The following is a 4,548-nucleotide window of genomic DNA, read 5'->3' on the forward strand; positions in this document are numbered from 1 at the left end:
ATGAAACTTTTTTCAATGTTAGCAGTCTTCACAGGGCAGAAAATATGCCCAATTTCTGGCGATAAAGTTTAGGCGCTTTTGTAAGCAAAAGCGTACAGCAATCTCGGCCCTTTGCGGCTATCCGGAATACTGAAACTTTCCTATGATGAATTCATCAGGAACAGGATGTTCCAGGACATAAAACAATAATATTAAGTCTTAACACGTGGAATGTGGGGATATAACGGCAACGTCAGTCACACCAAATCAATAAAAAACCCCGACAGGATGTTGGGGTTTTTTATTAATTTTTGTATTTCAGTCGGTATTTTTAATCTATTTATAACTATCGTTTTGGTCTTGTAAACAAAACAAATAATCCTAATATCACATCGATTAACACCCAAAATGTTAAAATTAATCCCATACCTATAGTTGTTCCAACAGCAGCACCAGCCTGTTCATATTCATTGGTAGAAGATGTGTAGACTTCAGATGCCCCCCCACAAGCTTTAAATGCTATAACGAACATTAATAAATTGAATAAAATAAATACCCATTTAAATATTTTACCAATAAAACTTCTTGTAGGTTTATTCAAAGTGGTTCCGCAAGATGGGCAATCTAAAGCAGTATTACTTACTTGATGATTACATTCAGGACAATTTATTAGAGCCATAAATATTTTCTTTAATTATTTGAAATTGTTATATTAAGTATAATCTAAACAGATCTAAGAAATACATATGAAAATCAAAGTAATAACTTTATTTATATTATCTAACTTATTTAGCAATTTTAGCTATGCTGAAAAGGTAATCGCAATGAGTGATAGCTATTATCAAGGAAAATATTTTCTTGTTAGTCAAAGTAAAAGTAGAAATATAAATACTGTAATCTATAAAACTGTGTTTAAAGCTGAGACTGTTTTTTCAAAAATGGAAATTAACTGTACAACAGGGAAATACAGAAAAATTGGAGAAGGAATTAACAGTATTAACTCTATAAATATTTATAGTGATAAAGGTAATTGGATTACTCCTGTTTATGAAGCATCTCATTATGACGTAGTTAAATTCGTGTGCAAAAAATAATTTTGCATCGCCTCCTAATCTGCATTTTCATAATTGTCACTAAATAGCCACCAAATACATGTTGTATGAAAGGTCCTATTCACGGGCCTTTCATGATATTACTTAACATAAAATCTCTTATACGAAATCAAAAAATTGAGGTAAAAACCTCACTTTGTATAAAGCCAAAATTGCTGGATATTTTCTAAAATTTTAATTAGTAAAAGTTATAACGGTAGAAGTTATAAGCAGTATTGTGGCGATCAATGTTAGGTAGATGCATGGTTTACTCATTGATTGATCATCTACTTTGAAAAAGTTCTTTATTGGATCCTTCCAACCAGTCATTTGACTCCAAGGATACCAAAAACATAAAAAACCCAAAGTACTTAAAATTCCGGCTAAATCAAAACTCTTGGATAAGCCAAATAGACTTATAGCAACAGATGCTGCACCTAAGACAAAACCAAACCAAGATTTAATCAAGGGAGCCTTGGGAGAAGTTATTGATAAATTATTCATATTAGAGTTCTACATTAAAGATTAAATAACTTTCTGTCTCTTTCATCCGTCAAATACCGGTCCATCTGAGCGATCAATTTAGCCCGTGCCTGTTCATCTTCTTCAGTGATTTTTAGCATACAGGATCCGATTAGAATTTTGCGTCTAGTATCATCTTTACGAGTCTGTTGTTTCTCTTTAGCACGTTCTCTTGCTAGTGCTGCCTGTCTTTGAGCCTTTAACTGTTTTAGCTTTTCTTCCTGTGCCTTAATCTTGCTGTCTAGTGTTTCAGTAATACTCATTAATCCAATACCATCATCCTGGGAAACCATCCCTAACATAAGCGCACTTGAATATGCATTCAAGGTGCTATATGTATAGTAATGTTTTCCTCGAAGAGCGCACTTATGCAAACTTTGTTTGCAAGTCCGATTGGGGACTCCCCAATACCCCGACAACCGTATCCACGGTTGTATTTCACTACGTGAAAATTTAAAAGCGAAAAACAGGCATGGCGATTTACCACTTTTCAGTCAAAACCGTAGCACGATCAGCAGGGCGTTCCGCCACTGCTGCAATCGCCTATCGGGCCGGTGAAAAGATCTATTGTGAACGTGAAGGCCGAGAACATGACTACAGCCGAAAAACCGGTGTGGAATATAAAGAAATTTATTTACCCAAAGACGCACCAGAGCATTTAAAAAACCGGGAAAGACTCTGGAATGAAGTAGAACAACGAGAAACCCGAAAAAACTCGACAGTTGCGCGGGAATTTGAAATCGCTTTTCCAAATGAATTAAATCAGGAACAACGCCTGGCCATGCTCGAAGAACTATGCGCCAGTATCGTGGACAGACATCAGGTGGCCGTCGATGCCTGTATTCATGCACCGCATACTGGATCTGGTAGTGATGAACGCAATTATCACGCGCATATCCTGATGAGCACACGCAAACTTACTCCGGAAGGCTTCACCGAGAAAACCCGGGAACTGGATCAGAAACACAGTGGAGAAATCGAACACTGGCGCGAACACTTTGCCGATATCTGCAATATGCACCTGGATCTGGCTGGATATACTGCCCGAGTCGACCACCGCAGCTACAAAGACCAGGAGAATGGTTTAGAAGCCACGCTGCACGAAGGGCCGAAAGTCACCGAACTGCGCCGAAAAGGGATTGAGACCGAAATCAGCCGAAGCAATGACGAAATCAAACAGAGAAATCAGGCTCAGTTGCAATACGGCAAAAATATGGATCTGCTGATTGCTGAAAATGAGATCAAACTCAATACACTAAAAACTGAACAGCAGATCCAAATCAAAAATAGTGCTAAAACGCCACCAATTGACGAAAAAGCCCTGTTTGAAGAAAAACAGAGGGAAACCCTTGGCAAAGTGCTAAATCGCGAAATCAGCGCAAAAGACGCGAATCTAGACCTAAAATTTATGCAGGATGTTTTTAAAAAGGCCGAAAACACCTTCGGCAAGATGCAAAAACATGAAAACGAGTTCAATCAGCAGCTTGCCCAGGACATCGTGAAGAGTCGACTCAAGCAAAGTCATGACAGATTGCAAAGCCTGGTCGATCAACACAACGAATTAACCCAGAACAAACCCTTACTGTTTGGAAAAAAAGCCTGGGAAGCCCAACGTGACGAGATTTATCAGGAACACAAAAAGCTGAAAGGTCAGCATGAACACCAGAAAAAACATGGTGTGAAGGATTTATTGGAAAATGAAAAGTTCAAAGAACATGCCTGGAAGCAGTACCAACAACAACATCCGGCCAAAGCCAAGCAATACCAAACTCTATACTCAACCTATCAAGTTATTAAGAAATGTGTGAATGAGATCAAAGCAGAACAACAGATGAAACTCAGACAAGAACAACAGCTCAAAGCACAGCAACATGCGCCTAAAATGAAATCTCGTGGCATGAGTCGATAAACAGAGCGAGTGTCTACGAGCGAACTGAGAAAATTTGCTCTTTCCTTTCCCTGATTACAAGCTCCCTATCCATTAACCACCTACCCTACAGAGCATCCCGTATGGGTGCGAACTTTCCAAGTTTGATCCCTAAACCGAGCGTAGCGAGAAAAAAAGCTCATGAGCGAAGCGAATTCCGAGCTGCTTTTGCTTTTTCTAAAAGTCACGAAAATATTAACCAAAAATTGCCCCAACGAATCGAGCGAAAGCGAGATTTAATAGAGTTTGAGCGTAGCGAAAACCAAGGGCAATTTTTTACTCCCTGGGCTTTTAATTATTTTTAAGCTTTTAAATGCTTTTAATTAAGCTGTAATCCTTTATTCATAATGGTTCTAGAGATATTAAAACGAGGTTTACCTTGCATTAAAACGAGGTTTACCTTGCATTAAGCGAGATAATTATATAACCTCGTCTTATTGAATTAAAAATATAATCTTTTCATATGAAAACAGAACTAGTTGTTAAAGATAACGCCTTAATCAATGCCAGTTATAACCTCGATCTAGTTGAACAGAGGTTAATTCTCCTAGCTATTGTTGAAGCAAGGGAATCGGGTAAAGGGATAAATGCTAATGATCCACTAACAGTTCATGCTGAAAGTTATATTAATCAGTTTGGTGTACATCGAAATACGGCTTATCAGGCGTTAAAAGATGCTTGCGATGACCTGTTTGCAAGACAATTCAGTTATCAGAGTCTTAGTGAAAAAGGTAACATTATTAATCACAAATCAAGATGGGTGAGCGAGGTGGCTTATATTGATAATGAAGCTGTCGTTAGACTTATTTTTGCCCCTGCTATTGTGCCTTTAATTACTAGGTTAGAAGAACAATTTACAAAGTATGAAATACAACAAATAAGTAATTTAACAAGTGCTTATGCTGTTCGTTTATATGAAATATTGATTGCATGGCGTAGTACTGGAAAAACGCCTCTCATAACTATGTATGATTTTAGACAAAAAATAGGTGTACTCGAGACTGAATACAAACGAATGTATGATTTTAA

7 protein-coding genes are annotated in these 4,548 nt (G+C 37.6%); 4 read left to right on the forward strand and 3 right to left on the reverse strand.

Going from position 1 to position 4,548, the window contains the following annotated elements:
• Window positions 1–325: 325 nt before the first annotated feature.
• Window positions 326–658 (reverse strand): hypothetical protein, encoded by a 333-nt coding sequence (locus ACKI4H_RS14350; RefSeq protein ID WP_171540231.1) that lies wholly within the window; start codon window positions 656–658, stop codon window positions 326–328.
• Between the two features lie 67 nt (window positions 659–725).
• On the opposite strand from ACKI4H_RS14350, the gene ACKI4H_RS14355 reads away from it, so the two are divergent.
• Entirely contained in the window at window positions 726–1,073 is a 348-nt protein-coding gene (locus ACKI4H_RS14355; protein ID WP_407306892.1) for a hypothetical protein, read from the forward strand.
• Between the two features lie 192 nt (window positions 1,074–1,265).
• On the opposite strand, the gene ACKI4H_RS14360 is transcribed toward ACKI4H_RS14355, so the two are convergent.
• Entirely contained in the window at window positions 1,266–1,574 is a 309-nt protein-coding gene (locus ACKI4H_RS14360) for a hypothetical protein (RefSeq protein ID WP_407306894.1), read from the reverse strand.
• Between the two features lie 14 nt (window positions 1,575–1,588).
• On the reverse strand, window positions 1,589–1,855 hold the full coding sequence (locus ACKI4H_RS14365; RefSeq protein ID WP_121980254.1) for a mobilization protein: 267 nt from the start codon (window positions 1,853–1,855) through the stop codon (window positions 1,589–1,591).
• A gap of 209 nt (window positions 1,856–2,064) precedes the next feature.
• On the opposite strand from ACKI4H_RS14365, the gene mobQ reads away from it, so the two are divergent.
• From mobQ to repM, 3 genes are all read left to right on the forward strand, one after another.
• Complete coding sequence (gene mobQ, locus ACKI4H_RS14370) at window positions 2,065–3,501, forward strand: MobQ family relaxase (RefSeq protein WP_407306896.1); 1,437 nt, start codon at window positions 2,065–2,067, stop codon at window positions 3,499–3,501.
• 101 nt (window positions 3,502–3,602) lie between these two features.
• Window positions 3,603–3,824 (forward strand): hypothetical protein, encoded by a 222-nt coding sequence (locus ACKI4H_RS14375; protein ID WP_407306898.1) that lies wholly within the window; start codon window positions 3,603–3,605, stop codon window positions 3,822–3,824.
• Window positions 3,825–3,982: 158 nt separating this feature from the next.
• On the forward strand, window positions 3,983–4,548 hold a 566-nt coding region (gene repM, locus ACKI4H_RS14380; RefSeq protein WP_407306900.1), incomplete at its 3' end, for a replication initiation protein RepM.

Source organism: Acinetobacter sp., assembly GCF_045628685.1.
Lineage (GTDB): Bacteria > Pseudomonadota > Gammaproteobacteria > Pseudomonadales > Moraxellaceae > Acinetobacter.